Source organism: Paenibacillus sp. MT86, assembly GCF_058792535.1.
The window spans coordinates 1,162,189-1,189,038 of the sequence record NZ_CM179499.1 but is presented as its reverse complement, the minus strand read 5'-3'; the positions used below and the strand labels follow the sequence as shown (position 1 = coordinate 1,189,038).

Annotated in this window: 23 protein-coding genes and 1 pseudogene; 7 read left to right on the top strand and 17 right to left on the bottom strand. The window is 47.2% G+C overall.

Annotation, left to right across the window (positions count from 1 at the left end; genetic code table 11):
• Window positions 1-150: 150 nt before the first annotated feature.
• The 3 genes from AC3RCL_RS05070 to AC3RCL_RS05060 form a co-directional block, all read right to left on the bottom strand.
• On the bottom strand, window positions 151-903 hold the full coding sequence (locus AC3RCL_RS05070) for a superoxide dismutase family protein (protein WP_492534701.1): 753 nt from the start codon (window positions 901-903) through the stop codon (window positions 151-153).
• Window positions 904-1,029: 126 nt separating this feature from the next.
• A complete protein-coding gene (locus tag AC3RCL_RS05065; RefSeq protein WP_492534700.1) occupies window positions 1,030-1,470 on the bottom strand; it encodes a YhfM domain-containing protein in 441 nt (146 codons plus the stop codon).
• A 30-nt stretch (window positions 1,471-1,500) separates the two neighbouring features.
• Window positions 1,501-2,352 (bottom strand): hypothetical protein, encoded by an 852-nt coding sequence (locus AC3RCL_RS05060; protein ID WP_492534699.1) that lies wholly within the window; start codon window positions 2,350-2,352, stop codon window positions 1,501-1,503.
• A gap of 145 nt (window positions 2,353-2,497) precedes the next feature.
• On the opposite strand from AC3RCL_RS05060, the gene AC3RCL_RS05055 reads away from it, so the two are divergent.
• Both AC3RCL_RS05055 and tnpA read left to right on the top strand, forming a co-directional pair.
• The gene (locus AC3RCL_RS05055; protein WP_492534698.1) at window positions 2,498-3,034 is read left to right on the top strand and encodes a hypothetical protein; all 537 of its coding nucleotides are present in this window, start codon (window positions 2,498-2,500) and stop codon (window positions 3,032-3,034) included.
• Window positions 3,035-3,210: 176 nt separating this feature from the next.
• Window positions 3,211-3,684 (top strand): IS200/IS605 family transposase, encoded by a 474-nt coding sequence (tnpA, locus tag AC3RCL_RS05050; protein WP_492534697.1) that lies wholly within the window; start codon window positions 3,211-3,213, stop codon window positions 3,682-3,684.
• Window positions 3,685-4,451: 767 nt separating this feature from the next.
• Here tnpA and AC3RCL_RS05045 read toward each other — a convergent pair.
• The 7 genes from AC3RCL_RS05045 to AC3RCL_RS05015 all read right to left on the bottom strand — a co-directional run bounded on the left by AC3RCL_RS05045 (window position 4,452) and on the right by AC3RCL_RS05015 (window position 13,435).
• Window positions 4,452-5,483, bottom strand: coding sequence for a Gfo/Idh/MocA family protein (locus AC3RCL_RS05045; RefSeq protein ID WP_492534696.1), 1,032 nt, complete (start codon window positions 5,481-5,483; stop codon window positions 4,452-4,454).
• A gap of 206 nt (window positions 5,484-5,689) precedes the next feature.
• Window positions 5,690-6,361 (bottom strand): hypothetical protein, encoded by a 672-nt coding sequence (locus tag AC3RCL_RS05040; RefSeq protein WP_492534695.1) that lies wholly within the window; start codon window positions 6,359-6,361, stop codon window positions 5,690-5,692.
• Window positions 6,362-7,054: 693 nt separating this feature from the next.
• Entirely contained in the window at window positions 7,055-9,382 is a 2,328-nt protein-coding gene (locus tag AC3RCL_RS05035) for an ABC transporter permease (protein ID WP_492534694.1), read from the bottom strand.
• Complete coding sequence (locus tag AC3RCL_RS05030) at window positions 9,382-10,086, bottom strand: ABC transporter ATP-binding protein (RefSeq protein WP_492534693.1); 705 nt, start codon at window positions 10,084-10,086, stop codon at window positions 9,382-9,384. Before AC3RCL_RS05030 ends, AC3RCL_RS05035 begins: the two co-directional genes overlap by 1 nt.
• A 273-nt stretch (window positions 10,087-10,359) precedes the next feature.
• Window positions 10,360-11,538: a DUF4317 domain-containing protein gene (locus tag AC3RCL_RS05025; protein ID WP_012819164.1), complete on the bottom strand. Its 1,179-nt coding sequence runs from the start codon at window positions 11,536-11,538 to the stop codon at window positions 10,360-10,362.
• Window positions 11,539-11,771: 233 nt separating this feature from the next.
• The gene (locus tag AC3RCL_RS05020) at window positions 11,772-12,581 is read right to left on the bottom strand and encodes an AAA family ATPase (protein WP_492534692.1); all 810 of its coding nucleotides are present in this window, start codon (window positions 12,579-12,581) and stop codon (window positions 11,772-11,774) included.
• A 263-nt stretch (window positions 12,582-12,844) separates the two neighbouring features.
• The gene (locus tag AC3RCL_RS05015) at window positions 12,845-13,435 is read right to left on the bottom strand and encodes a TetR/AcrR family transcriptional regulator (RefSeq protein WP_012819158.1); all 591 of its coding nucleotides are present in this window, start codon (window positions 13,433-13,435) and stop codon (window positions 12,845-12,847) included.
• Window positions 13,436-13,625: 190 nt separating this feature from the next.
• Here AC3RCL_RS05015 and AC3RCL_RS05010 point away from each other — a divergent pair.
• Both AC3RCL_RS05010 and AC3RCL_RS05005 read left to right on the top strand, forming a co-directional pair.
• Window positions 13,626-13,913: pseudogene (locus AC3RCL_RS05010) on the top strand (nitroreductase family protein); the annotation flags it as partial.
• 147 nt (window positions 13,914-14,060) lie between these two features.
• The gene (locus tag AC3RCL_RS05005; protein WP_036661852.1) at window positions 14,061-15,233 is read left to right on the top strand and encodes an MFS transporter; all 1,173 of its coding nucleotides are present in this window, start codon (window positions 14,061-14,063) and stop codon (window positions 15,231-15,233) included.
• 198 nt (window positions 15,234-15,431) lie between these two features.
• On the opposite strand, the gene AC3RCL_RS05000 is transcribed toward AC3RCL_RS05005, so the two are convergent.
• Complete coding sequence (locus AC3RCL_RS05000; protein WP_492534691.1) at window positions 15,432-16,592, bottom strand: cobalamin-independent methionine synthase II family protein; 1,161 nt, start codon at window positions 16,590-16,592, stop codon at window positions 15,432-15,434.
• A 213-nt stretch (window positions 16,593-16,805) separates the two neighbouring features.
• On the bottom strand, window positions 16,806-17,795 hold the full coding sequence (locus tag AC3RCL_RS04995) for a tRNA dihydrouridine synthase (RefSeq protein ID WP_492534690.1): 990 nt from the start codon (window positions 17,793-17,795) through the stop codon (window positions 16,806-16,808).
• A 540-nt stretch (window positions 17,796-18,335) separates the two neighbouring features.
• On the opposite strand from AC3RCL_RS04995, the gene AC3RCL_RS04990 reads away from it, so the two are divergent.
• From AC3RCL_RS04990 to AC3RCL_RS04980, 3 genes are read left to right on the top strand one after another with little or no spacing between them, the layout of a single operon-like run.
• Window positions 18,336-19,529: an MBOAT family O-acyltransferase gene (locus AC3RCL_RS04990; protein WP_492534689.1), complete on the top strand. Its 1,194-nt coding sequence runs from the start codon at window positions 18,336-18,338 to the stop codon at window positions 19,527-19,529.
• 45 nt (window positions 19,530-19,574) lie between these two features.
• On the top strand, window positions 19,575-20,735 hold the full coding sequence (locus AC3RCL_RS04985) for a hypothetical protein (RefSeq protein WP_492534688.1): 1,161 nt from the start codon (window positions 19,575-19,577) through the stop codon (window positions 20,733-20,735).
• A complete protein-coding gene (locus tag AC3RCL_RS04980; RefSeq protein ID WP_096775017.1) occupies window positions 20,716-20,901 on the top strand; it encodes a hypothetical protein in 186 nt (61 codons plus the stop codon). Before AC3RCL_RS04985 ends, AC3RCL_RS04980 begins: the two co-directional genes overlap by 20 nt.
• Before the next feature lie 126 nt (window positions 20,902-21,027).
• Here AC3RCL_RS04980 and AC3RCL_RS04975 read toward each other — a convergent pair whose 3' ends face one another.
• From AC3RCL_RS04975 to AC3RCL_RS04955, 5 genes are all read right to left on the bottom strand, one after another.
• Window positions 21,028-21,594, bottom strand: coding sequence for an SF0329 family protein (locus AC3RCL_RS04975; RefSeq protein WP_452517717.1), 567 nt, complete (start codon window positions 21,592-21,594; stop codon window positions 21,028-21,030).
• A 148-nt stretch (window positions 21,595-21,742) separates the two neighbouring features.
• On the bottom strand, window positions 21,743-22,972 hold the full coding sequence (locus AC3RCL_RS04970) for an alpha-L-fucosidase (RefSeq protein WP_492534687.1): 1,230 nt from the start codon (window positions 22,970-22,972) through the stop codon (window positions 21,743-21,745).
• A gap of 79 nt (window positions 22,973-23,051) precedes the next feature.
• The gene (locus AC3RCL_RS04965; protein WP_492534686.1) at window positions 23,052-24,758 is read right to left on the bottom strand and encodes an ABC transporter substrate-binding protein; all 1,707 of its coding nucleotides are present in this window, start codon (window positions 24,756-24,758) and stop codon (window positions 23,052-23,054) included.
• A 133-nt stretch (window positions 24,759-24,891) separates the two neighbouring features.
• Window positions 24,892-25,791, bottom strand: coding sequence for a carbohydrate ABC transporter permease (locus AC3RCL_RS04960; protein ID WP_012819147.1), 900 nt, complete (start codon window positions 25,789-25,791; stop codon window positions 24,892-24,894).
• Window positions 25,792-25,845: 54 nt separating this feature from the next.
• Window positions 25,846-26,841: an ABC transporter permease gene (locus AC3RCL_RS04955; protein WP_492534685.1), complete on the bottom strand. Its 996-nt coding sequence runs from the start codon at window positions 26,839-26,841 to the stop codon at window positions 25,846-25,848.
• Between the last annotated feature and the right edge of the window lie 9 nt (window positions 26,842-26,850).

Genomic DNA, 26,850 nt, shown 5'->3' with positions numbered 1-26,850 from the left:
GAAGCAAGTAATTCAATTTTATCCTGCGGGGTTCATTCTCCCGGTGTACTTGAACCAGCATAACTTAACAAAAAAACGCACCTCCCCGTGGAGATGCGTTTTTCACTGAATTTCATATGCTGCAAACGGATGTACTATCGATTTGCCAGATTACTCCGGAATATTCCCGCCCGCCACGCGGTCGCCGGAATTGCCCGCCGGGTCGGTGACATTGTCATCCTCGCCGGCATGTATGATCAACGAGCGTCCCAGCACCGAGTTCGGCTGGTTCTTTTCCAGCGTGCCATGCTGAATCATCGTCTCCGCTTCCACGGTGCCGTCTGCGCCCACGACCAGGTTCGGCATGTCGCCGACATGGCTTCCTTGCGGATTCTCCAGGCCATGATGCTTGTGGGTTGGATTAAAATGCCCTCCGGCAGATTTAAAATCCGTTCCCTGAATCGCATTCTCATGCACATGGAACCCATGCTTGCCTGGAGTGAGGCCGGATGCGGTAATCTTCACCTTCACCCCGTCATGGATCTGCTCCAGGGTAGCGGAGCCAACTGGCTTGCCCGCCGCATTGTACAGCTTGACTACAGGCTGCCCCAGGGATTCCTTCCTGGAAGCCTCGCCCCAGTACACGGGTTGGTTAACCGGATCTGAAACCATGCGAGCTGGCGCATCGCTGCTGTCGGTAGGCATCTTAGGATCCGAGGTCGCCGTCTCTTGTTCCGCAATTGGACCGTCAGCGGTGGCGTTGTCCTTGCCGTTAACGAAGTGGCTTATTTTAGACATCGCGTGTTGAATCGTACCTAAGGTTCCTTCGGGATTCGCAGCAGCGAACATAATCCCTATAATCAGCAGGGCTCCGGCAAGAAACGCTCCAGCCATATATTTTAACTTGTTGGTCAACTTTTTCACTTCATCGCCTCCTGAATGATGATATCATTCATCTCCCAATCCCCTGATTTTATACATCCAAGTCGTTATTTTATGGGATATGAGGCATTCGGCGTTTGGTCAGTGAGAGGGGCTCCGATAACGGCTTTAACGCCCCTCTGGTAAAATGAGTTCTCTCATCCGATCCGTATGTTTGGCGGAAACCACATATACATCTTCTCCCCAATCTTTGAACCCGTAGCTGAACACACTTTCCTGACCCTCTTCCCCCAACCACAGCTTGATGGCATGGATCGGAGATGGCTGGGCATAGACGACCATCACGTCGTAATCCGGGTCCGTTCGTTTGGCATCTTCCGGCTGCTTGCGGGCGGTACGGATCGCTTCCTCAAACGATCTTACATCTTTCGCTTCCTTAAAGGACAACAGTGTATCCCCATTCATCTCGTCCCAAGTCTCGAACGTTGAAATCCGAATCTCGGCAACCTTTTCATCAAGTAGCTGAATCGTCTCCCAACCGGGTTCCTTCTCGCAGCCTACCAATAAAGCCGTTATGTAAAGCATCATGATCATGAGTAATCGCTTCATTAAACCGTCCTTCCTTATCTATGAAAAATATTATGGGATGATCGCATGCCGCTTCAGCTTGTCCATTAGCATGGTTCTGTACGTCTCTTGGTCATAAAGGGAGTTATTGATTAACTCCTTGTTCAGTTCGAGCTTGTCCAAGATCCTGTGCTCCAACTCGCGCCGGGCTTCCAATACTTGCAGAGTCCCTTCGACGCCTTCCAGACCGTGATGTTTGCCGTACCCCTGTCCAGTGTAGTAATGGGCGAACCCTGTGGACCATGCCTCCGGGCGTTCCCGGATGGCCTTGCGGAATGCGTATTCCAGGTCGTTCTGCTCAATGTAGAACAGGAGGGGATTTAGCGGAAGGACTGCTTTTTCCAGCCCCAGCACGTAGTCCGTCACTTGATCTTCCGGCGCATCATGCTTCACCATGCCGACGGTCACCGGATTCTGAATGAAACAGCACTCAAAAATCGTGACGGTAGGCTCATGCAGCGCCTGCTCGGCAAATGCCCCCCACCGATCGGTGATGAGCCACCGGTTGAGGTCCAGCGGGAGCTCGTAAATATCCTTTTTAGCCAACGAATGATATAGATCATCCGGAAAAGAAGCGCCATATTCGTTTTTCAGCTTCTGGTAGGGTAAGAGGTTCCAGCTGTTTTTTTTGACAGCCCGTTCGATCCATATTTCTTTAAAAGGGCCTGCGACTTCCAGCAACTGCCCGAATTCCTCTTCCGTCAGACACGCGGTTCCCTCATAATCCGCCGGGTGGTCTGTATCCCCCTCCATCACCAGCCGGGCCTCAATGTTGTGCTCGGAAAGAATATCATGCAGCATACGGGACGTCGTCGACTTGCCGAACCCCGGCAGGCCCTCAACCATAATTAATTTCGTCTTCATTTCAAATCCCCTTCAAATCTCAAAAAATGTGTGCAGCTTCATGTTATTCTGTGGGAGCCTGTGAAAATCCTTTTCTCTATCTATTGATCAGACCCAAATTAAGGTATGATAATGTTACTACTTATAGAGAGGTGTTCATACATAAATGAAGAAGACTATAGCCCTTTTGTTGATGCTCGCTATCTTAATTCTCCCGTCACAGGCTTATGCCGCCCCACCCTCCATCAAAATGTCGATCTCCGAGGTTAATAAGATCTACTTTGAGGAATACAACAAGAGGTTAAAGGAAGTTAAGTCTGCTATACGGACATATAAAGCTCCTGTGTGCTCCAATGTAACCACCCTCACGAATCAATCCAAGCAGCTGACATCCAAGTACAACAACCTTAAGAAGTCCAAAGCCAGCAAAACGGAACTGAGTCAGATGAAGGCAACACTTGATAAGGCTAAGAAAAGTCTTAGTGAAGCAAAGAAAGTCTGCAATAAGGAAACAGCTGAAACGAAAAAAGAACTCAATGGACAAGTTAAAGAAGTTTCTTTAGCCAAAACTTCCGGAGTCAAACTGAACGTCGACTCTTATAATAAAGGAACAATTACCAGCTCAACATTCGATAAGGAAATACGCAGCATCGTGAAGCTTGTAGACGATGTTTTCACATACATTTTAGAGGATCTTGAATAGAGCAAGCGGCAGGGTATACCCTGCCGTTTTTTTATTATGGCTTTAGCCAGTTGAGTGCGTGAAACGCGCGAAACAAAAAACCACCCGCTATGCGGGTGGAGGGATTGAGGGTTTGACCACTAAGACCATTCCGATAAACTTGAGATGTTCAGGCTCAAAGAAAGGAATGGTCTTAGATGGCAACCAAGAGCTACAGCCTAGCTCACACAAAGTGGATGTGCAAATACCACATTGTATTCACCCCGAAGTATAGACGGAAAGAGATTTATAATCAAGTGAGAAGAGATCTGATTGAAATTTTCAAGCGCTTATGCAAGTACAAAGGTGTAGAGATCATAGAAGGTCATATGATGCCGGATCATGTACACATTTTGGTAGCAATCCCACCGAAAATTGCAGTCTCATCGTTCATGGGATATCTAAAAGGAAAAAGTTCGCTAATGATCTTTGAGAAGCATGCCCAGCTCAAATATAAATACGGGAATCGAAAATTCTGGGCAGAAGGATATTATGTGAGTACGGTAGGATTAAATGAAGCAACGGTAAGAAAGTACATTCGTGAACAAGAAGCACATGACCAAGCGGTAGATAAGCTGAGTGTAAAAGAGTACGAAGATCCGTTCAGTAGCAACAGGAGCAAGAAGAAATAAACCAGTTTAACTGGTAAGTGAAAGTGACAAAAACACTGAGCCTGAACGGATTTGTGGTCAGGCTAGCGTCTTTAGGCGCAGTTTGGCAACAAGGGGTTATACCCCAAGAGCAAACCACCCGTTGGACGGGTGGTCATGATTGAATATCGTTGAGCAAAACAAAAGGCCGTAGACATTACCATCTACAGCCTTTCCTTACACTAAACCTAAAACCCTACTCCAAACTACTAAACTCATTCATACGTGCAAGTTTTACAAGATCAGATTTAGGCCATCCGATTTCTCTCGATTTCACCCTGCAATATTTGCAAGAGCAATGAATCTTCCCTTTAGCAAACTCACCTGTAAACTTGGCATGCCAACCAAGCTGTTTAGCAAGCCTGCTCTTACGCTGGATCACTCTCCGTCGATGATGACGGTAATACGAACGAGTACGATTGTTGCCTTTGCTTTTCATTCCATCACGCCCCTTGGGATAAGGCCCAGCCTGCAAAGGAGCCAAGAGGGTTATGCCATCCTCTACAGGCCGAGCGTGATGAAACTGCTAAGTTGCACGAACACCATGGATCACCTCAACGCGATGTGATTTCAACCTGTATTACTTTCTTACCAACTCGCCATAATTTCCACATGCACCCTATGCGGAAATCTCGTCATGAACCTGCTCCAAGATAGCGAAACCCACAAACTCGCTATCCGCATTGAACAGCCTCACCAGAGAGACACCTTCTAAGATGGCGTCCTTGTTATGACATAACATTCACCCATCAGGTCGTTACAATAAACCCTTCCGTTTGGTCCCCCATCAATTGAGGCCTTACATCCGTAAAGCCCTCACCCGGATTACGCAGAGCTTCCAAAACAACCTGCGCGTTATACCCGTCATGGAAATCATAGTTGAGACCGGACTCTCCGTTCAAAATCTGAATGATTTGCTTCAGGATCGGCAGCGGGCTGACGACATCATCCACAGACACTGGCTGCAGTTCGGTATCCTTGCCGCTTCGGTACAGATTGCACCAGTTCTCCAATGCCAAAGTGCCTTCTTCACCGTGGACCACCAAGGAGACACGCTCCTCCCCTTCCCGTTGGTCGGTTCCCGACAGGCGAATCTCGATATCATTATGTAATCTCAGAACGGCCTGGACCCGGCTCTCGGACTGATTCGAATCCGGCGGAAACTCGATCTCGCTCTTGACATGCGTAATCGGCCCGAACACCTGCTGGATCATCTGGATCCAGTGAATGCCGACCTCCAGCAGGTATCCGCCCTGCTGCCTTGACGTAATCCATGGATTCTGCTGCCAGGCCCTCGGCCACTGCGGAAACTCCAGGTACAGATCCATGCTTTGGATCCGGCCGATCGCCTGATCCTCAAGCAATCCCTGCAGCTTCAGAACGGCCGGATCGAGCGGAAGCGAGAAATGAACCGCATGGAGCACATCGGCCTTCTCGGCCAGCTCCACCAGACTCCGGGCTTCGGTCAAGCTATTGGCCAGCGGCTTCTCGCAGAAGACGTGGATGCCTTTCTCAAATGCGATCCGGGCCACGTCATAATGCAGGGACGGCGGAACCGCGATATACACCAGGTCAAGCGTCACCTCATCCAGCAGCTGGCGATAGTCGGTGTACAGCCTTGGATGAATCCCTGCTTCCGCAGCTTCACGATGCAAACTGGATTCATCACTGTCGCAAATGGCGACCACTTCGATCTTCTCCGTATATTGAGGCAGTAAGCGGTGAATCATATGCCGGCCCATATGCCCTAAGCCGATGACGGCCATTTTTTGTTTCATCATTCTGTTCTCCTATTCCATTCGCGATTGAATTTTGCCATTGCATGCATGTCCCCTATTATAGATCAAGGGACTGCAGCCCGTACACTTGGATGTACAAAACGGTACTGTTCCGTTATTCCTTTGGATTCAAAGCACAGGGCACTTTCTTTCTATGCTGGTAGTAAAATGCCCTTAAAATTAAAAGAGTAGAATCAATAATAAAAAAATCAGTTATTTTTTGTCAGCCTTAAAGTTCCCTCTTTCAAGGCAATCGTATCAGAACTTGCATTTATTATGTAAAAGTAATATTGCCCTGATTCCTCAATAGTTAAATTGTAATTCCCCTTTAATTGATCGAATTTTTGCGATGGATATAGAACGCCGTCTTTAACGTAACCAATTAATATATTTTGATTTTCGACCACCTCCGATTTATACTTTTCGAATTCATATTCTACAGAGTCACCCGCTTTTAGTTCCCACCCCGATCCATTAGTATCTGTTAAGACGTTTAATGAACCATTTACAGTAATTATCTCAGGGGAAATATATACTCCGTTTTTTTCTTTTGTTTCTAACTCAAAAATTGAGGGAGGCATAATATTTTCTTCCATTATCTTTGTGATAATCCGGTTCTCAGGAAGACCATTTCGTGTTCTATTCTTTAATTCCTCTGGTGAGTACTCGATTCCATTAGAATCAATATAAACCCCGTTTCGATATATCATATAATCGCCACTTGTTTCTTTTCCAATCAAATGCCGATTATAATCAGTTATTAACTCTGTTTCTTTTATGTCTTTAGGACTACAAGCAATGATTGTTGATAAACCAACAACCATTATACCGATAAACAAACCCTTTTGGTTTTTTTTAGAGTTATTACTGCTAAACACCATAAATATGAATCACCTCTCGTTTAGACGTAATTACCAGACATGTTATATGTTAATTCTTCTGGATAAGATACGCGGTTCCTTTGCTATTGACGAGTAGTCCATTATGCATCTCCTATATTCTTCAATATTATCCATTCATTATTGATAACACCAATTACAAGAGGTACGTTTGGTGTCTCTATTTATTATTTTATTGAAATAGCCGGCTATGAATGAAGCTCACCAATCTGCATTGAATCAAATCGGATAGGAGGCTAGGCTACCCATCGAGGACATTTTAGGATCCGAGAGTCTTTTTTATGATCGAAATTTTTGCTTGGCCACTAAAATGTTCCCCTCCTCTAAACCACAGTACAAACCCCATTACAAATAGAAGGGAAAATATTCAACGGGCTCATTTTAATATCCAAAGGCTAACCGCAGCTAGTGCGCAAATGAGTGTAGTTGATGGTTAATCCCTCATAAGTTCTCTTTGCTGTTAGACATGCGACTACACCCAAAGTAGTTATATCTACTAAAACGATGATTATTAGGGATGTCAACGCATCGCCGCTAGATTTATAAAAGCGCCACGTCTCATGAAAAAGGCGTGGCGCTTTCTTATGTCATGGTGTCACTCACAATACCCTCATTTTATATCTAACAACCGATATTTTAGCGGCCTGGAGTACTCGGTGCTTGCGGGCATACATTTCACTCCACACCCTTCAACGACTCGATCATATGAATCCGCGTCACTTTCTTCCGCAGCATAAGGTTGGAGAGAAGGGTCAGGAAGAATGCCAGCACAACCGATGCCAGCATAATCACAAGGTTTAATTGATCCGGAATTTGCTGATGCGTACTCGAGAGAGCCTGGATGATAATCGAATAAACATAACCGCTGATCGGCAGGGCAACAATGACCGCAAAAGCGGTTAACAGCATGTTCTCAGAGAAGATCAGCCGGTTGATTTTACGTTTGGGATAGCCTAAGACCTTCAGGGTGGCAAGCTCACGATTCCTTTCATAAATGTTGATGGAAGAGATCGTGTAAATGGCACCGAAGGACAGAATAACGGCACAGATGATAAACATGATGAAAATAAAGCTGTTTTGCTTCAGCATATACTGCGCTGATTTCTTCAGGTCATCCTTGTCCGCAATAGCTTCTACCTGCGGGTCTTGTTCGAAGAAGCTGCGAACGCCCGCCAGATCGGCAGCGCTTAGGACGCTCACTAACAGCGAGGCAGGATCGTAGTCGATACCCAAATTCTTCATATAATTCGGTGTGCTGTAGAACGACGGATTCGAGTATTGTGTGGAGATATCCAGAACCTTCATATCAACGATGGTTTGGTTAAGCTCCGGTGCGGTGAATTGTAGCTGGATCGTATCCCCTTCAGCTATATGATACTGATCCGCATAAGATTTCGGTACCAGCACGCCATGATCTTCTAACGATAGCCGATTGCCTTGTTCATCGTAAAAGCGAATCAGCCCATTATCCTTCTCCGTTACCACGAGCGCAGCGTTTTCTTTGTTTTCCCCTTGGATGAGTTCCACAGGGTAGGTAGACAACCCATAATGGTCTGCAATGCCGGACGGCATTGTTGCCATATCCGGGAACGATCCGATCGCATAATCGACTCGTAAATCATACGTATTTACCTCTTCGATTTGGCCAGCTACCTTGAGCAGGGCCGTCTGCGTGCCGAAAGCCGTGATCAACAAAACCGTACTGACCACAACACCAACGGAGCTTGCGATTGCTTTTTGTTTATTTAAGAAGATATTTCTTAGAATAATCTTGTTGCTGTAGGACAGCCGACTCCACATCCCTGGAATGTTCTCGATGAGCAGCTTCTTCATCTTCTTGGGCGGTTTCGGACGCATTGCCTGCGCAGCACGTTCTTGCAAAATCGCTCTGCCGCTGAAATAACAGGACAGCATGCCAAACGCACTGGAGCAGATCATCGGAGGTAGGAGCGTAAAGAACGAAAGGGAGAACGTCAGGTCAGGCAGGGAGTAGGATCTTCCAATCGACGTTGTTATGAGTGGAATGAACAGGGCGGCGGCGATGGCATAGCCCAGGATGGAGCCGATGACACCTACCAGCACGGGGTAACCCATGTAATGCAGCATGATGCTTCTTTTTTTCACCCCTAAAGCTTTCATAATGCCCACTTGATTTCGCTGGGAATCGATAATCCTCGACATAATTAGAAACAGGATCACCGCTTCAATCAAAAAGAGAACGATCGGGATCACCCTGCTCATCAGCTTATTATTATGAATCGTTTGCTGGGTCTGGGAATAGTTGAAGGTCCGTTCTTTGCTAACCTGGCTTATATAAGGGAGTGACTGGGAATGTGCTTCAATGGCCTGGCCTAACTGATCAATGTCGTAACCGTCCTTGGCATCAATCAGGATCTCATTGTAGAACATGCCGCCAGCGATTTCAGGAATGGTCTCTTCGGGGATATAAGCGATTCCATAAGCTTGGTGGTCCTGGGTTTCGTTCTTCTTGGCATGCTCCACATTCTCAATCAAGCCGCTGATCGTGAACGTCATATCCTTGTCATTCACACGAATGCGGATGGAATCACCGATACGGTAATGATGCGCCTCGGCATAGTGGGAGTCCAACAGGATCTCATTAGGCCCGGCTGGCATCCTGCCCTCCATCATCCTGGTCGTGTTGATTGTATTAGGTACGGGGATCGAATGCACCGTTAATGCAGCCTTATCACCTTCAAAAGCCTGTTCGGCCTGTACGGTATAACGCCCTTCAATATTTTGAATGCCATCAATGCTCCGTAAATCCGCCACATCCTCTGCGGAAATTTGACTGTAATAGACGTTCAAGTCACTGAGATTATGTTCTTGAAAATACCCCTTCGTATAGCCGCTAAGATTGTCGCTCAAGGTGACCAGCCCCGTGTAGAAAAAAGCTCCCACCGCAATAACCAAAACAATGGCTATGAATTGTCCTACCGACTGTCTCATGTCCCTTAACAATTTCAACGCTAAAATCTTCATTACCACTCGATCCCTTCAACGCTTTGTTTGTGCTCATTGATCGTGATGCTCTCGATTCTTCCGCTCTTGACGCGGATCACTTTATCCGCCATCGGTGCGATGGCCGAATTATGGGTGACCAGCACAACGCATGTCTTCGTTTCCTGGTTCAAATCTTGAAGAAGCTTTAAGACCGACTTTCCTGTCACATAATCCAGAGCACCAGTGGGTTCGTCGCAGAGGAGCAGCGCGGGATTCTTGGCAACCGCTCTTGCGATCGCAACTCTTTGCTGTTCGCCGCCAGACAGCTGGGAAGGGAAGTTCTTCAAACGATCCGTTAGTCCAACCTTATGTAAAATATCTCGTGCATCCAGATGGTCCTTACATACCTCTGTCGCAAATTCCACGTTCTCCAGCGCATTCAAATTCGGAATCAGGTTATAGAATTGAAATACGAAGCCAACCTGCTCGCCGCGGTATTCGGTTAATCTCTTCTCGCTCCATCCCGTAATCTCTTGATCTCCAACAAACACTTGTCCCGAGGTAGCCGTATCCATCCCGCCGAGAATGTTCAAAATCGTGCTTTTCCCTGCCCCGCTGGCCCCTAGAATCACGACGAATTCCCCCTCTAAAATGGAGAAATCAACGCCCGCAAGGGCTTGAATCGTCACTTCGCCGATTGGATAGGCCTTCGTCACGTTTTTGAATTCGATTAACGTTGTCACTTCTTACATCTCCCCGTATTGGATTTTCAGTTGGCCTTGATGCGTTTAATCTCATCATTACACCTTACGGTACGAGAGACACCCGACACGCGATGTATTCCATCATCAGCCTCAGGAAGGATTTCGCTTTAGCGACGGGCAAAGGGAATGCGATTACTGACTCCGGACGCAATTTTCCAAAGTGGGCAAGAAAAACAAAAAGACCGCCATCCAACTGTGGATAGCGGTCTGTTCCTGCGTACGATACCTGATCTTGTCTGAAATGGAACTGATTTAACTTAAAAGCGTCTCTGAAGCCAGCGTAAACCCTTCAATCGCGACATCTTCGTCGACTTCAATCATGATGCAGCGTTTACCTTGGAAATTCACCTGTTTAACATACCTTAAATCCTGCGGGCTCACCGAGATCGTAGCTACCTTGGTTTCGATCTTAATGGATTTGGTAGTATACTTCGGCATGACGCTGGTTGCTTTCATCTCATAGTTCTTGTTGTCTACGATGGTTTCGAATGCCCGCTCCACCTTCTCGGTTGTCACGTCCTCTACGCCGCTTGCGTTCAGTACGCGCTCCAGATCTTTATAATCCAGCTTCGGAGGTTCTTCCTCCTTCGTCTCTTCGTTCATTTCGATCACCCGGTTGATTTCCTCGTACACCTGGGCAATGGTGGCTGAATCGAGCTGTTCGCCGGCCACTTCCTTGACGATATCCTCGAAGATCGCTCGCTCTTCAAGTGCCGTCACGGATCTTTCTCCGTTCAAGACCTGCTCGACAAAATGCGGATCCGGAAAATTCGATTTTCCCGTACAATACAAAATACGATTCACATCGGAATAATTGTCCGTCACGCTAGGGTACAGGAATCCTTGCTCTGGCGCACTTAACTTGATAATCGGATCTACAATGACATTGTACTTGAACTCCCGCTCCACATAATCGAACAAGAGCGTCTTCCGTTGTTTCTCCGTAGAATTCATGCTGCATAAAATAAACGGATGGGCGAACACCTCGTTCTTCTCGCTCTCTTCCGCTTCATCGTTTCTCGCCTTGGTCGGCAAATAATACTGTCCCCGAACGAACGTGACCACCATATCCCGCTCATATTGGGCATCCTTCAGCATTCGATCCACCAGCATCAGCATCAAGTCCTGCCATTCTTCCGGATCACCCGACACGAGCGCTTGGTGAAGCATGACCTGCGCCGGTTCCTCCGCTGCTTCCTGAAACCTCAATTCGAACAATTTTTGATCCAGCTCGCCGGTCAGCAGTTTTTTGAAATTCCCCATGTATAACTCTTGCTTCTCCCGATCCACCAGCTCGAACGGCAGGCGCTCCCAATGATAGATTTCATTCGTTTCCTTCGTAATATAGACATTGAGAATATCGTAAATATTCATTAAATCGTGATCCAGCTTAAATTGCTTGCGTATATTGGCGACTTCTTTTTTGTTCATATCCGATTCGGCAGCTCCTTCAATATAATCTGGCTTAATTAGTATAAATTATTGGAACGTAAATTGGTAAGTGATCTTGGCTTGCATTGTCGTGCCTAGGTCCATTTCCCTGTGGCCCTGATCTTTTATTGTGGCATATTTAAATAACTGAGTCGAGGATATTCCTTGTGGGAGCCCATACCAAGAAGAGATATCCTTACTTGAAGGATACCTCTTCTGATACTTGAACATATTCATTCAAACAATCTTTGATGTTTATGGAAAAATCGATAAAAGAATTGTACATGGTCCAGCTCAAACCATTCGGCCGTTTGCAATATCTTGGCATCGAGATTGTAGATCTTCGCATGAAGCGTACCCAGGACAAAAGGGGAATGCGTAGCAATAATAAACTGACTGTCAAAATAACGCGCCAAATCGTTCATTTGCTCGGCCAGCTTGATTTGATTCGCCGGAGAAAGCGACGTTTCCGGTTCATCCAATAAATACAGTTTCCCGGGAAGCAAATATTCCTCAAAAAACTGCATCGAGCTTTCCCCGTTCGAATACTTCTCCTGAGCGAATTGAATGATGTCCATCTTCTTCTTGAATTCATACGACTGCTCCAGCTCTTCTACCTCGGCCTTGCTCTTTTCCTGAACGAGCTGCTCATGCAGTAGCCCTTCGCGAAGCACGCTTTCCTGCTGTATTTTCTTGATTTCATACAACAGATCCTCCGACTTGATGTACCGGCTCCCGTCGGGAAGCTTATATAGGGGACGCTCCTGATCATCATGCCCGAGCTGATAGCTGCTTTCCTTGATAAACCGCTGCGCGTAAGCGTTGTGACCATAGCTTGTCATTCGCTCAGCGCCCGCGATACCCAATTTGTTGGCGATCAGATTCAGCAAGGTGGATTTGCCGGAGCCGTTACTGCCGTATAATACCGTGATTCGATCGAACAGCAGAACTTCCCCTGCCATGTGCCTGAACACATGATCGGGATAGATATTCGGGTTGCCGGAAATGGTAGAAGAGAGTTTGAAGTTACTTAAATATAGCATCGCCCTTGCTCCCCTCTCGGAAAATGAAATGATTCAAGTTTGATATTCATACCTGGCCATTCTATGGATGCAACCATCCGACCCAAACAGCCTTTCTATTCAAGAACGGTCCAAATATCCAGTGCCGTCAGACGAATCGCCTCAACTCATGATTCCGGTACGCTCTTAAACGGTCGGTACAAGCCTCGCTCCTGAATAAGGATTCGCAAATTGTCCGCATTGCATCTTGTTTCTTCCGCAGGATAGAGCAATAGCGACAGGACCTATCCCAGCAATTCTTTAGCTCCGTTCATCACTAAGGGCATAGTCTGTTTAACGAATGATTCCGCACTTATTAGACGCCCCTCATTGTTCCAAGCGTAAGCCGCCCCATACATCCCCCAACTTAACATGTTAGTAGCTGTATTTATTAAGAATTGCGCGTTTGGACTCGACAGCATCTTGTCTTTGTCTATAAAGGAAAGAAGTATCGTTTGAATTTTTTCCTTTATTTGAATTTCGAATACAGCTCCAAGCGATGTATACCTTCTTTTGCACATAGTGCTTAGATCTTTGTGAAAATCGCATACACCCAGAAAAATACTCTGGATGGTTTCTTCATTTAATACTTCGTGACCGCTTATTCTACGATTTATGATTGTCATAAAGGATTCCATTAGTCTGGCCTCTAGAATTTCGAATTTATCTACAAAGTGCGCATAAAAAGTCGCTCTGTTAACAGTAGCCCGCTCTGCAATATCCTTAACGGTTATCGATTCAAAGTCCTTATCTTGAATTAATGAAGCAAAAGCGTCTTGAAGCAGTCGCCGTGTACGTATCACTCGAGGATCAGCTTCATTCTTTTTAATTGCCATGGTTAAGATCTCCCCTAATAAAACGACATTATAGAAATGGTGTTGTCTATACAACGGTTTATGGTTTTTGATGATTGCGCACCATTCTGTTGTTATCATAACATATAAATACAACAGATGTTGTTCAAACAACTAATGTTGTATTGAAACAAAATGCAGAATACCGCTTTTCCAAAAGGAGGAGAGAACCATGTCGGTTTCACAACCGTCACTAACGATGGAGCACCAACTTTTTTTTGATGTTATTCGAGAACGTCGGTCGGTTCGTAGCTATGATCCCTAGATCAAGATTTCGCGGGAGGAATTGACCGGAATATTGCGGCAAGCCACGCTGGCCCCTTCAGCCGCTAACCTGCAGCCGTGGCGGTTTCTCGTTATCGACTCGCCAGAGCTGAAGCAGAAGCTGCTTCCGATCGCATCCAATCAACAGCAAGTGGTCGAGGCTTCGGCTGTCATTGCGGTACTCGGAGATTTGGAGTGATATAAATTGGCGGGCTTCTTTGATTTGATGATCACAATTAACCTATATATGAGTATATGCTGATATAAGCATAAATTTTGATTTATATTTTTATTTCGATATTTTTAAAAACATCGTTATTTAAACACATCAGGAGAGTGAATTATGAAGAGCACATGGAAAGTTTACGTTCTAGCCTTGGTCAGCTTTTTAGTTGGAACATCCAATTACATCATTTCCGGGATATTGGACCGGATCGCAGAGACGATGGGAACAAGCGTTGCGGCAGCAGGCCAGCTCATTACGGTTTATTCCCTTGCCTATGCGGTCGGCACGCCTATTTTAATGGCGCTGACGGCCAAAATGGACCGGCGTAAGCTTCTACTTTATTCGCTGGGCCTCTTTATTATCGCAAATCTGCTGACATTTATATTGACCGGCTTCGGTCTCTTCATTGCCGCTAGAATCATTACGGCGTTAGGCGCCGGGGTAGTCACCGTTAACGCGCTCAGTATCGCCGCCAAAATCGCTCCGCCAGGCAAGCAAGCCAGCGCCATCGCCAACGTCACCATGGGCATTACCGCATCGCTCATCATCGGCGTCCCACTCGGCAGAATGGTAGCCTCGGCTTTTGGCTGGAAAGCGGTATTTCTGGCCATCGCAATTGTCGGGGTCATCGCCATGCTCGTCATTGCTGCGGTTTTTCCACGTATGCAGGGCGACAAGCCTGTCCCTTTGATCAAACAATTTGCTTTGTTAAAGAAACCTCAGGTTTTGGTTGCTTTAGCGATTACTTTTTTCTGGTTGGGCGGATATTCCCTTGCCTATACTTACATCTCCCCTTTTCTGCTAGAGGTGACTCATTTAAATGAATCATTGATTAGCGCAGCTCTGTTCGTGTTCGGCATTGCCAGTTTGATTGGCTCGAAAGTCGGCGGCTACAGCGCGGATAAACGGGGCATTATATTTACGCTCGTTTCAGGGATGGTGCTTCACGTCATTTCGTTGATATTGCTATCCTTAGTCGGACAGTCGGTCATTGCCGTATTCGCCATTTTGATCCTCTGGTCTTTTGCCGCCTGGTCATCCGCTCCAGCGCAGCAATTTAACCTGGTCAAGCTTGTTCCTGAATCCTCGGGCATCATGCTGAGCTTGAACAGTTCCATGATGCAGTTTGCCATGGCTGTCGGCGCAGGAATCGGCGGGCTGATCGTTAACCGTGTTTCTTTGGCATCCATTACCTGGTTCGGGGTATTCGGCGTTCTCATCGCCATCATTGCCGTGTTTGTATTGTCCAGCATGGCATCACGGCATTCGGCGGTGCAGACAGCGGATTAACGGTATGCTAAACATGGAATATTTGATAAAGGACTCTGCTCACTAAGTTGATCTTGGAGGTATGACTCATGCAAAGACCAGAATTGATCGTTTGATCACATTGAACAACTAGGGACCATCCAAAAAAACACGGCGACCTCTCCCCTGATTGAACTCCAGGAAAAGGTCGCCGTTCATATTTAAATCTCGTTTTATTGTCTAGCTACCCCAGTATTGCTTGGCAATCCGTTGACCTTGATCGATTTTGGCCCATTGCTCGGCTTCGCTTAGCTCGTTCCCGCCATCGCAGGATGCAAAGCCGCATTGATGCGAGAGCAGCAGACGATCCTTATCAATGATTTTGGATGCTTCGTCCAGCAGACGGATGACGCGTGCTTCATCATCCAGCGTATTGGTTTTGGAAGACAGCAAGCCCAGAACAATCTCCGTCTCCGGTCTGTCCTTGAATACCTCCAGTGCTTCAATCGAACCTGCACGATCATCATCCCACTCCAGGAAGAAGCGATCATATTTCAATTGCTTCAGGAACAGGTTGGCGATTTTCGCATAAGATCCGCCGCCCATGTTGCGGGAATCATAGTTCCCCCGGCAGTTGTGTGTCCACATTTTCAAGCCGAGGCTATGGCCGAAGTCAATCACGGTATTGTTAATCTCAATAAATTCGGTGGCGAGACCCTGAACTTCCGCTTGATTAATATGCTCCCCTGTAAACGGAGAGTTCGGGTTGTCGTCTGCAAACAGCTCCCACAAGCAATCATCGAATTGCAGGATTTTGCCGCCTGCCGCAGCGAATTCCGCCACGAATTCCTTATACGCGCTCACAAGGCCCGCTTTGAGCTCCTGTTTGTTCTGATAAACCGCATCCGTGCCGCCAATGTTATCCGACCAGGAAAGTTCACCATAGATATGGGAAGGTGACGGTACGCAAAGTTTCGTTTGCTGGTCGCCAGCCGTTTCTTGCAGCTGTTTAAACAGCCCGATAAAATGATGATTCTTTCCGCTCAGTTTGCCAGTAATGCGCAGGCCGATATCTTTGCGTGTCTCATATTTCGAGGTTCCGTCCACATCCCGGAAAAAGTAGCCATGGTCCGCGATATAACGCTGGGCTCCGTCAAAGCCCCATACAAAATCCAGATGCCACATCGATTTGGAGAATTCGCCGTCCGTAACAACCGACAGATTATGCTCGATTTCCTTTTTCACGACCTGTTTGATCGCCTCGGTCTCGCACTCGGCATACCCTTCGAAGTTATCATAGAACGGATATTGGATATCATCACGATGTTCAATTTGCGTTTTATATTTCAGCAGCTCTTCGGGCCGCAACAAACTTCCTACGATCTGGAATTTATCAGTCATGTACATAACCCCCTCGTTGTATAGCGCTATCATATCACGACGAGCAGAGTTATAAGGCATACCAAAATCTCATAACTAGTTATAGCTAAAAACTATAGCAAGAATGACGGGCTGAGATTGTCCAAAAGAAAAAACATAGCTAAGTCGGCCATGTTTTCCAAAAATAATATTTGATCTCCTGTAGCGCGCGCTGGTGTTCTCCAGCCTGTCCATTTAATTTCCTCGTTCATCTGCCTCATCAGAATGCTTGCTTCCAAACTCATCGAGGAGCGCACGTACTTCACTTGTTGACTTTGCGTTCATTAAGTGATTTCGGAGTTCGCTTGCCCCTCGGAATCCGCGGACATAAATTTTGAAGAAGCGGACAAGTGCGCTGAAGGAGCGCCGCATCTGTGCCGAATATTGATCATGGAGATCCAGATGCAGCCGCAGCAGACCAAGCAATTCCTCACTGCTATGATCCTTCGGCTCCTTCTCGAAAGCGAATGGATTATGGAAAATCCCGCGCCCGATCATAATGCCATCCACACCGTATTGTTCGGCGAGCTGGAGACCGGTCTGACGGTCAGGAATATCCCCGTTAATGGTCAGCAGTGTATCGGGCGCCACCTCATCACGAAGCTTCTTAATCTCCGGAATCAGTTCCCAATGCGCATCGACCTTGCTCATTTCCTCTCTTGTCCGCAGATGAATCGACAGGTTCACAATGTCTTGCTTCAAAATATGGGTCAACCAGTCGCGCCATTCGTCTACGGCAGTGAAACCGAGCCTTGTTTTTACACTGACGGGCAATCCCCCGGCTTTGGCCGCCTGGATAATGTCCGCTGCAATGTCGGGACGGCAGATCAGCCCGCTTCCCTTCCCATTCTCCGCTACATTCGCTACAGGACACCCCATATTAATATCGATGCCTTTAAACCCTTCTTTCGCCATGCCGATACTCATCTGACGAAAGTATTCCGGCTTATCTCCCCAGATATGGGCTACCATCGGCTGTTCATCCTCTGTAAAAGTCAAACGTCCGCGCACACTGTGGTTCCCATCCGGGTGGCAATAGCTCTCGGTATTCGCAAACTCCGTAAAAAACACATCCGGTCTGGCTGCTTCGCTTACGACATGGCGAAACACAACATCCGTCACATCTTCCATGGGCGCCAGTATAAAGAAAGGCCGTGGTAAATCACGCCAAAAATTGTCTTTCATATTAAAAACTCCTCTATACATACCAGGACAAATCTTGTCCCGAAATAATAAATACAAACTGTTCAAACTCTTGCTTTTTCTTCACTTATAGCATGTTTAACCAGCTTAATCAAACGGCAGTTTATGTTATATCGCAGACACTTCAATGACTATATCATAATCCAGAGAGGAGCATACTCCCTATAAATTCGAAAAAAGGAGAGGCGATCGCTAGAACAAGAGCTTTAATTTCGTCCGGTTCCGTTGGCAACGAACTAAAAAGCCGTCCCGCACTGATCATTAGGGTTCGATTGCCATGACCGCTCCCCCTCCATGATGCTTTAGAACAGCCAGTTGCAACTTTGGTAGAATGATGATCGTCTATTCTATGTGTTTCCCCTAAGGGGCATGAACTTGAATCGGTTTTTGGATTCGATAACCACTTAAAAATAAATACATTCATAAAATTCCCATACGTTTCAACTGATGGATACTGTAATATGGATAAGTGCTTTAAGAGACACGTATTTTTGGCAACTCGGATGGTGGATACGGAAAATTATGATGTATACGGATTGGTTTTATTGGCTGTTCGTGTTCGTGGCTGTCGTCACGTATCACCTCATGCCGCATCGTCTCAGACCTTGGGTGCTCTTCGCCTCAGGCGTCGCATTTTACTACAATTATGCAGGTGCTTACCTGTTCCTGTTGCTTGCGGAAGTTATCATCGCGATTATTGTCGTGAAATCTGCAGCGAAATGGAGCAGGCGATGGATTTATCCCGCAGGTATCGTTACCGCCATTCTGGTCCTTGGTTATTTCAAGTACACGAATATGATGCTGGATACGCTACATAATCTATTTGGTTTTATTCATCAGCCCTTCTTGCCTAAGGCAGAACAGATTGTGCTCCCGCTCGGCATCTCCTACTTTACGTTCGAGCTGATTCATTACTTGGTTGAACGCAAACGCGGAACGCTGCCGGAGCATCGGCCGGAAGGTCTGTTGTCGTTCATTTTCTTCTTCCCGTCGATGGTGGCAGGCCCAATTAAGCAATTTCAGATGTTTCATCCGCAGCTAACATCGAGATTTCACTTGGACCACATGCTGATCGGAGTCGCCCGAATCGGGTGCGGCCTTTTCAAAAAGCTCGTCCTCGCCGGATCCATTGATATGCTGGCGCAGCCCGTCTACTCGGCATCCGGCATAGCTGAGGCAGATACCGCCAGACTCTGGATTTCGCTTGTCGCCTATACGTTCGTCATCTATTTTGATTTTTCTGGCTATTCAGACATTGCCATCGGGACAGCTCGCTTGTTCGGCATTGTCATCCCGGAGAACTTCCGCTTCCCTTATTTGGCCCGCAGCATAGCCGAGTTCTGGAACCGTTGGCACATTTCGCTCGGTTCATGGCTGACCCGCTATGTGTATTTCCCCCTCAGGGGAAGCCGTGTCCCTGCTCCCCGGGTCTATTTCAATCTGATGGCGACGATGACTGTCTCCGGCCTCTGGCACGGAGCCGCCTGGAATTTCGTTATTTGGGGCATGTTTCATGGCGTGATGCTGTGCATTCATCGCTATTATGTGAAGCAGCTAAAGCCTGCATTAAAGCCTGTTCCGAAATGGCTGAAGCCGGTAACGGTCACTGTCGCGATGTTGATCACGTTCTTCGGTGTAACGATCAGCCGCGTATTTTTCATATTGCCGATCGCAGACGGATGGGATTTAATGCTCCGGCTGCTTGGTATGCGATAAGTTACCGATTCTCGAATATGGATGGAAATGGAAGTGTAAGATATCTTGCGTAAATTAGTTTTGAATAAAACCGTGTCCGTCATGCTGATCTCCTTTGCCTTGATCGGATTGCTTGGATTGAGCATTGAAGCCGATCAAGTGGTCGATCAAATGAGACAAGAAGTCGTGACGCATGCGGAAAAAGAGCTTCGCGTTCCGACATACGATGCCATTGTCTTTACGCCGTTATGGGTCGAATACTTGAAGGAGCATCCGGATGACGGCACAAAGGTGATCGGCATGTTCGGGCCCTCCACGGTCTTCGGCACGACCGTGCAAAAGGGGGAGAATACCTCGGCCGGCGTCCTTCAGGCTCATTTGAAAGACAGCCGCGTGATCAACCTGGGGATTTCCGGCGGAAGATTTACGGAGACTTACGCCCTGCTCGCCTCGATGATCGACGAGATTGATTTTGTCGTCTATGAGATCAATTATGGGATCGTCGTTGTCTCGGATAATGATCCGAACGTTGTCGTCTATCCGTCGCTGGTGGAGAAGCTGGGTCAACCTATCCCGCGCAGCTGGCTGGTTGATTTCCCGGACAAAAACCGCGAATCGCTCCCAAGCAACGCCCACAATTGGGTAACGTCCCATTTTCTGAATAAGTGGGCCCTCTATCATGATCGCGACGCGATCAGCTACCGTCTGTTCATGACTCGTACGCCGATGGAGAAAATCCGCCAGGAAGTCCACAGGAACGAAAATGAAAGAAAAGGGATAGAAGAAAGCTATACGCCGATGTATGCCGCTTATGACAAAATGAATGACGCTCAACAGGAAGGCATCGACAAGCACTATGCAGAGCTTTATCGGTGGAGTAAGCCTTTTGATCAAGATCACAGCTTCGGGTTGTTCATGATTGAAAAAACGCTTGAACTGCTGCAGGAGCATCATAAGAAAGCCGTGTTCTATTCGGCTCCGCTGGATAAAGAGCATATTGCCAACAAGAAGCTTTTCCATTGGAGCGAATATACCGAAGCGATGGGCGCTTATCAGAAGCTGGTAGAGTCGAGAGGATACCCCTATATCGAATTTAATCAAGAGGAGAACAATACAATCCCGCATGAATATTATCGCGACTCGGCCCATCTTATCGACAAAGGGAATAACATGTTTGGCGAAATCTTGTATATGAGGATGAAAGATTATGGAATTACAGCCCCATAGCACCACATCGGCCGAAACGAAAGCCCGCAGCCTCACTCATCATGTCGTAAGGGCACTGATCATGGTGGGAGTGGCACTTGGCGGAGCCATCGTCCTGATCGCCATCGTACTTGGTATTTTGTTCTTTTCCGGAGAAACGCAGGAATTTATTTATATGAACTTCTAATGTACATGAAAGCGGCGTGCAATGACTGAATTCCTGTCCTGCATGCCGTTTAGCAATTCATCGTAACGATTGGAACGAAGACGTTGATATTTATCGGAAGCGAGTAACGACAATTATTTATGCTCATCACGCACTGCGCCGCAGTTCATAAAAATATTGCACAATCGGATGTTTTAGCTTCATCCTGTCTGCCATGTTTACAATCCGCTTTTTGCCGACGCGTCTGTCTACCAAAGCTAGAATATTCAATAAGATATCATCGCTCTCCATGCTTTCTTCTATAGAAGTAGATAAGAACTTATTCGCTGTAGCGACAAAATTGGATTTACTTAATGCAGCCTGTGCTGACAAAAGCTCCTTTGCGAGTACCGATACTTTTCTATTTCTTGCAATGACGTTGAGACGATCCTCTGGAACGGTCCCTTTGGTTTCCTTTCTGACGGCTTCCAATTCATCGTCGCTGATCGGAATTTGGATATGGGGATCATTCTTGATTTCCAGCTCCGTCTGATACCACCTTATGGAGTTGGTTTTATCACTCATATGGAGTACGTTCTTTTTATCTACCGATATATAACAAAGCCCTGCTTTATCAGGTAAATAACGATAACCGGTTGCGCGATATTCAACTCTTCCGGCTAATGCAGGACTGAGAAAACTCTCCAGCTGTTGCTTCAATTTGCTCCAGGACATGGTTCCTCCTATGTTTTCAAACCCTGAGGGGCGCGGGATCAATCTGCATATCTTATTCAGTATGAATAAACCCCTGCCAAAAAACAACCCATAACATTAAATAACAAGAACAGACTGCCGTGGCAGTCTGTTCTTGGTTTTACTAATTTCATTCTACGTGATATGCAGCTAAATTGCGGATCAAAGGCTGCTCCACGCTGGAAAGAATACGAACCCGCAATTGATCGGTTTCGATGGTATTGAAACGGTCAATTTTTTTATGCCCGATCGCACTTCCACGTACAAGCTCTTTCCATTCGCCTTGGCTGTATGCTTCGAGTACGTATTCACGCACACGCTCCCCATGGGCAATGTCTTCCATGATGATGACGTGATTGACTGGCTGAATAAACTCCAGCTTCAGAAGCAGCTCGGTTCCTTCTCCACTCGTTTGGCCAACCGGCTGCCCGAATCTGCGGCGGATTTCATCTCCGAATTCGATGACGCGCTCCACATCCACTTCAGGCAGCAGCCCGCGGTTGTCCGGGGATATATTCAAGAGCAGCGTAGCGCCATGGCCGACCGAGCGGTAATAAATATCCAATACTTCCTCCAGGCTTCTTAAGCTTGCTTCATCGTCAGGATGCCAGAACCAGTGAAGCTTGCGGATCGGAACATCGCATTCAGCCGGTACCCAAGACGGAGTCCCTTCCATCCAGGTCATCATATCACTGGTGAACATGCTCTCCTTCGCCGTGGTGGCCGTATTCCAGCACGGATAAGGCGCGACGCCGTCTTCATTCCCTACCCAGCGGATCGTCGGGCGTCCCATATTAAAGACCATTGCATCCGGCTGATATTGATCCACCAGACCGATGATTCTATTCCAATCGTATTCCCTGCCTTGGGAGCCGGCTCCGTCGAACCATACTTCGACCAGCGGTCCATACCCTGTCAGAAGCTCGGTTAATTGCTCCGCGTAGAAATCGTCATAAGCCTCTTTATCGGGATAGCAAGGTTCATGCCGATCCCAGGGGGACAGATATAATCCGAACTGGAGCCCTTCCTCTCTGCAGGCATCGGCAACTTCACGGACAACATCTCCTTTGCCGCCCCTCCATGGGCTGGACTTCACGGAGTAATCGGTCGTTTTCGTCGGCCACAGACAGAATCCATCATGATGCTTTGCGGTCAATACCAGATACTTAAAGCCTGCGCGTTTTGCGGTCCTGGCCCACTGCCGGGCATCAAGCTGCTCTGGATTGAAGATCTCCGGCGAATCCGTTCCGTCTCCCCACTCCTGATCGCAAAACGTGTTCATACCGAAATGGCAGAACATACCCAGCTCCATATCCTGCCATGCCAGCTGCTGCGGAGTTGGCTTTGCAAGTTCATTCATTGAATCATACACCTGCTTTCCATGAAAATGATGATCCCCTGCGCAAGGGAGACCCCATGCGCAGGGAACCGATTTCGCATTATTTTCCGGCATCCAATGCCTTTTGATAGATTTCCAGGTACTGGTTCAGCTGCATGCCATCCAGCCCTTTCACATATGCATCCCATTCTTTGTTAATATCTTTGGAGCCTGTAATAAACTGGGCCATATTGGATTTCACGTAGTCGACAAGCGTTGTCTTGATCTGAGCTACGAGCTCGGCATCTTCAAGCGCGATGAACAATCCCGATGGATATTGCTCCTTGGATTGATACGGTTCATATTCCTCGGAGACTTGATTCAGACGGGTACCGTATCCATCGGGAGCGAGCGGATCCTGAGGAGCTGTCCAGGAGGCACGATAAGCGTAGGTTCTCAGTGATGGACCGATCTGCTCCCAACCGTCATTATGCGTCGGCTTTTTGTCGGGGATAGGAATAGCCGTATATTTAGCCTGCTTCCCATCCATGCCCTTTTCTCCGGATTCAGCTTTCCGCCATCCTTTACCTTCAGGGCCATGTTCCTGCAACACGATCGCTTCTTCCGTATACAGATAATCCGCTAACCGGATGGCGGCAATCTGCTGCTCTTTCGTCGCTTTATTCGTTATCGCAAATTGCGAAACACCGATTCCCGCAAAATTCAGCGTCTGCTGCACACCGTTCGGGCCTTTCAGCGGAGGCAGGGCAACATAATCTTTATGACGCGGCGCCTTATCATCCATGCTGTAAGCATAACTGATTAAAGCAGTTGATAACGTACCCATAATATTGTCCGGTTCCCGGTTGGCCATTTGCTGAACCGCATCGGCATTCTGGGTAAAGGCTGCGGGATCAATTAATCCCTCTTTGTACAATTGATTCAGATAAAGGAGGCCTTGCTTCCACTCTTCTTTGTTTGCCGTAAAATCAACCTTGCCATCCATGACGCGGAGGAACGTACCCGAACCCTTGTCGACGTAATCATCAAGGATAAACGAGTTCATCAGGAAGGCGGAGACGTTGCCTGCCCACATTTCATCCGAGCCTGTCAGCGGGATTTCATCTTGTTTGCCGTTGCCGTTCGGATCCTTCTCTTTGAACGCTTTCAGCACAGTATAAAATTCGTCAGTGGTCGTTGGAACAGGCAGTCCCACTTTATCGAGCCATTTTTTATTGATCCACATTTTGAGCGCATTGTCACAATGGTAGCATTCATTGACCTGCGGCAATGCATAGATGTTGCCGTCCGGAGTCGTGATGGAGGCTTTCATGTAAGGGATATCCTCCATCGCTTTCTTGATATTGGGTGCATATTGGTCTATCAAATCATTCAGAGGGATAAACACGCCCTGCGACCCATACTTCATCTGCTCTTCCTTGGTCAAATTCGCTTGGAGAATGACTTCAGGATAATCGCCGCCGGCCAGCATGAGCTGCTTGCGGTCGTTCAAAGCATTTTCCGGTACAAGGTCCCAAGCGATATTGATGTTCGTCTTCTCTTCAAGATGTTTGGTAAATAGGTTGGTATCCATGTTTTCGATTGACGCAAACTGAGGCGCGAACATTTTAATGGTCATCGGCTCCTTCACGATCGGATAGGAACCAACGGCATTAAATAAATCTTCATTGGCAGCACCGTTGTCGTCCGTCTTGCCAGTTGACTGATTGCCGGAATTGGTTCCGCCGCAGGCACTAAGCAGCAGCATGCCAGCCATTAGGCAGCTAATGATACCCAGCCAGTTTTTCTTCTTCACGCTCTTTTCCATCGAATATACCCCCCGTTTATCATCCGTATTTCGGGCATTTGGCCCTTTCCTATGCTTTTGCCTCCACCAGCTTTTGCCGTATCTGACTAATGTACGGCCTCACCTCCTTGAAACCATAATCGCTCTGTCATGATCAGCCCTTTAGCGAGCCGATCATGACGCCTTTGACAAAATGTTTCTGGACGAAAGGATATATGATAAGCACAGGCAAGCTCGCAACAACGATCAAGGAGTATTTCAGCAAATCCTTGAGCCCCTGCTGCGCCTGCATCTGGCTCACATCCGCCATCATGGAAGCATCGACCGAATTCAGAATTAGAATGTTTCTGAGAATGATTTGAAGCGGGAACAAGTCAGGACTCCTTAAGAAGATCAGTGCATCAAAATAAGCATTCCAATGCCCGACTGCATACATCAAGGTCATGACCGCAATAATGGGTTTGGACAATGGCAGGACAATGCTGAATATGAACCGGATGTCACTGCATCCGTCCAGCTCCGCGGCTTCCGCCAATTCATCGGGAATCGTGGTTTGGAAAAACGTCCTGGCGACGATAACCTGGAATACCCCCAGTGCCCCCGGTAAAATCATGGCCCACCGCGTATCCAGCAGATGGAGATTCTTAACGACGAGGTAATAAGGAATCAGTCCTCCTTCGAACATCATCGTGATCACCAGCAGAACCATGAAGAAATTGCGGCCGTAAAGCGACTTCTTCGCCAGCGGATAAGCCAGCATAATCGTGAGCGTTACATTGATGAGGGTGCCGACAACGGTATAAAAGAGGGAATTCAGATAGCCGACGCCGATCTGCGGATTATTGAATACCGCCTTGTAGCCGTCCAGCGTAAAATCTACGGGAAACAGCCAAACCTTGCCCGATGTAACCGCCTGAGGCGAGCTGAAGGACGAGCTTACGATATAGATTAATGGTACAGCTACGGCAATAAGAACCAGGGTCAAGAACAGATAGATCAAGAACATGAAGAGGCGGTCGCCTTTCGATTCACGTATAGCGGCTTTTTTGAACATAGGGTCTCCTCTCTTTCCAAAGTTGCTATTGTTTACTGGCTGCGTAGAACAGGCCTACCACAAGCTGCTGTTCGACAGCTTTCTGGCGATGTAATTGACGGACACCAGCAGAATAAGATTGATGACCGAGTTGAAGAGACCGATCGCGGTCGAGAAGCTGAAGCTGGAGCCCAGCAAACCAACCTTGTACACATAAGTGGATATGACTTCCGACGTGCTTAAATTAAGCGGATTTTGCATCAGGTATATTTTTTCAAATCCTAGTTTCATGATGTTGCCCAGATTGAGAATGAGCAGAATGACCGATACGGGAATAAGGCTTGGTATATCGATGTTCAGAATCTTCTGGATGCGGGACGCGCCATCTACCTTGGCTGATTCGTACAGCTCCGGGTTAACGCCGGACAGTGCTGCGATGTAAATAATCGCTCCGTAACCTGTAAATTGCCAAACATCGGACCAGACGTAAATGGACTTAAACAGGCCCGGTATACCCATAAAATTCGTATTGCTCATACCTAACATCTCGAAAAATTTACTGATCATCCCCACATTTGGCGTCAAGTTGACGATAATGATCGAAACCATGATCACCGTAGATATGAAATAAGGGGCATATGAAACCATCTGTACCGTCTTCTTGAATAGGCCGTTGCGGATTTCATTCAGAGCGAGTGCCAGCAGGATCGGTGCGGGAAAACCTACGATCAATCCGTAGAAGCTAATGCCAAGCGTATTCTTAATGTAGAGCCAGAAGTTCGGCGAATCGAAGAACTGGCGAAAATATTTCAGCCCGACCCAGTCGCTGCCCCAGATTCCCTGGATGACGTTATAATTCTTGAATGCGATTACAATACCGGCCATCGGTATGTATTTGAAAATAATCAAATAAAGCACGGGTAACAAGAGAACGAGATACAGCTGCCAATGACGCTTAATTTGTTTTCCTCTGGACCTTCCTTTCTTCATTTCTGGCAGCGCTTTCAGTATTGTGGGAGGTTTCGGTTCCAGGCTTGGTTCGGTTTGAAGCCTAGCGTTCAGTCTCGGCATGCGGGTTAG

Coding starts and splice junctions, on each gene's coding strand:
- AC3RCL_RS05055 (WP_492534698.1), top strand. CDS start 2,498: ATGAAGAAGACTATAGCCCTTTTGTTGATGCTCGCTATCTTAATTCTC.
- AC3RCL_RS04955 (WP_492534685.1), bottom strand. CDS start 26,841: ATGCCGAGACTGAACGCTAGGCTTCAAACCGAACCAAGCCTGGAACCG.
- AC3RCL_RS05035 (WP_492534694.1), bottom strand. CDS start 9,382: ATGAAGATTTTAGCGTTGAAATTGTTAAGGGACATGAGACAGTCGGTA.
- tnpA (WP_492534697.1), top strand. CDS start 3,211: ATGGCAACCAAGAGCTACAGCCTAGCTCACACAAAGTGGATGTGCAAA.
- AC3RCL_RS05025 (WP_012819164.1), bottom strand. CDS start 11,538: ATGAACAAAAAAGAAGTCGCCAATATACGCAAGCAATTTAAGCTGGAT.
- AC3RCL_RS04975 (WP_452517717.1), bottom strand. CDS start 21,594: ATGTCCTGGAGCAAATTGAAGCAACAGCTGGAGAGTTTTCTCAGTCCT.
- AC3RCL_RS04960 (WP_012819147.1), bottom strand. CDS start 25,791: ATGTTCAAAAAAGCCGCTATACGTGAATCGAAAGGCGACCGCCTCTTC.
- AC3RCL_RS05045 (WP_492534696.1), bottom strand. CDS start 5,483: ATGATGAAACAAAAAATGGCCGTCATCGGCTTAGGGCATATGGGCCGG.
- AC3RCL_RS04990 (WP_492534689.1), top strand. CDS start 18,336: ATGATGTATACGGATTGGTTTTATTGGCTGTTCGTGTTCGTGGCTGTC.
- AC3RCL_RS04970 (WP_492534687.1), bottom strand. CDS start 22,972: ATGAATGAACTTGCAAAGCCAACTCCGCAGCAGCTGGCATGGCAGGAT.
- AC3RCL_RS05020 (WP_492534692.1), bottom strand. CDS start 12,581: ATGCTATATTTAAGTAACTTCAAACTCTCTTCTACCATTTCCGGCAAC.
- AC3RCL_RS05015 (WP_012819158.1), bottom strand. CDS start 13,435: ATGGCAATTAAAAAGAATGAAGCTGATCCTCGAGTGATACGTACACGG.
- AC3RCL_RS05040 (WP_492534695.1), bottom strand. CDS start 6,361: ATGGTGTTTAGCAGTAATAACTCTAAAAAAAACCAAAAGGGTTTGTTT.
- AC3RCL_RS05000 (WP_492534691.1), bottom strand. CDS start 16,592: ATGACTGATAAATTCCAGATCGTAGGAAGTTTGTTGCGGCCCGAAGAG.
- AC3RCL_RS05060 (WP_492534699.1), bottom strand. CDS start 2,352: ATGAAGACGAAATTAATTATGGTTGAGGGCCTGCCGGGGTTCGGCAAG.
- AC3RCL_RS04965 (WP_492534686.1), bottom strand. CDS start 24,758: ATGGAAAAGAGCGTGAAGAAGAAAAACTGGCTGGGTATCATTAGCTGC.
- AC3RCL_RS05005 (WP_036661852.1), top strand. CDS start 14,061: ATGAAGAGCACATGGAAAGTTTACGTTCTAGCCTTGGTCAGCTTTTTA.
- AC3RCL_RS05065 (WP_492534700.1), bottom strand. CDS start 1,470: ATGAAGCGATTACTCATGATCATGATGCTTTACATAACGGCTTTATTG.
- AC3RCL_RS04995 (WP_492534690.1), bottom strand. CDS start 17,795: ATGAAAGACAATTTTTGGCGTGATTTACCACGGCCTTTCTTTATACTG.
- AC3RCL_RS04980 (WP_096775017.1), top strand. CDS start 20,716: ATGGAATTACAGCCCCATAGCACCACATCGGCCGAAACGAAAGCCCGC.